The organism is Streptomyces sp. M2CJ-2 (assembly GCF_016757295.1).
Taxonomy (GTDB): domain Bacteria; phylum Actinomycetota; class Actinomycetes; order Streptomycetales; family Streptomycetaceae; genus Streptomyces.
In genome coordinates this window covers 1-1,127 of sequence record NZ_JAESIF010000178.1, presented here as the reverse complement: position 1 = coordinate 1,127, position 1,127 = coordinate 1, and the positions used below count along the sequence as shown (strand labels likewise).

Below are 1,127 nucleotides of genomic sequence, written 5' to 3'. Positions count from 1 at the left end.
TCCCGTCGGATGGTGTTGAGCCGGGTGATCAGGGGGGCGATGCTCTGGCCCCGGCGCTCGGCGCCCTCCCAGTCACGGGCGGTGAGCTGGTACTTCTCCGAGTGCAGGTACTCCTCGGAGCCCTCCCGCAGCGGGGTGTTCTCGCACAGCTCGTAGCCGCTGTAGACGCCCCAGGACGGGGAGAGGGTGGCGGCCAGCACGGCCCGCACCTCGAAGGCGGGCCGGCCGCCGTGCTGCAGGTAGGCGTGCAGGATGTCGGGGGTGTTGGCGAACAGGTTGGGCCGCATGTAGCAGGCCGCCTCCCCGGACAGTTCGGTGAGGTAGTCGGTCAGTTCCCGCTTGGTGGTGCGCCAGGTGAAGTAGGTGTAGGACTGCTGGAAGCCGATCTGGGCCAGGGCGTGCATCATCGCCGGGCGGGTGAAGGCCTCCGCCAGGAAGACGACGTCGGGGTCGGTGCCGTTGATCTCGTTGAGCACCCGTTCCCAGAAGGCCACCGGCTTGGTGTGCGGGTTGTCCACCCGGAAGATCCGCACCCCGGCGGCCATCCAGTGCCGCAGCAGCCGGCAGGTCTCGGCGAGCAGGCCGTCCGGGTCGGCGTCGAAGGCGAGCGGGTAGATGTCCTGGTACTTCTTGGGCGGGTTCTCCGCGTGTGCGATGGTGCCGTCGGGGCGGTGGTGGAACCACCGGGGGTGTTTGTGCACCCAGGGGTGGTCGGGGGAGCACTGCAGGGCGAAGTCCAGGGCGATCTCCAGGCCCAGCTCGCCGGCGCGGCGGACGAACCAGGTGAAGTCGGCCAGGGTGCCCAGGCGGGGGTGGACGGTGTCGTGGCCGCCCTCGGGGGAGCCGATGGCCCAGGGCACGCCGACGTCGTCGGGGGTGGCGGTGAGGGTGTTGTCGCGGCCCTTGCGGTGGGTGGTGCCGATGGGGTGGATGGGCGGGAGGTAGACGACGTCGAAGCCCATGGCGGCGATCGCGGGCAGCCGGCGGGCGGCGGTGCGCAGGGTGCCGTGCGGCTGGTCGGCGGTGCCCTCGGAGCGGGGGAAGAACTCGTACCAGGAGCCGTACAGGGCGCGTTCGCGTTCCACCAGCAGGGGCATCGGGTCGCCGGTGGTGACCGGTTCGCGCAG

The 1,127-nt window shown here is 71.2% G+C and carries 1 pseudogene; it reads right to left on the bottom strand.

The annotated features are described in order from the left end of the window. Nucleotides 1-1,127, bottom strand: a pseudogene (locus JL475_RS38445) (alpha-1,4-glucan--maltose-1-phosphate maltosyltransferase); the annotation flags it as partial.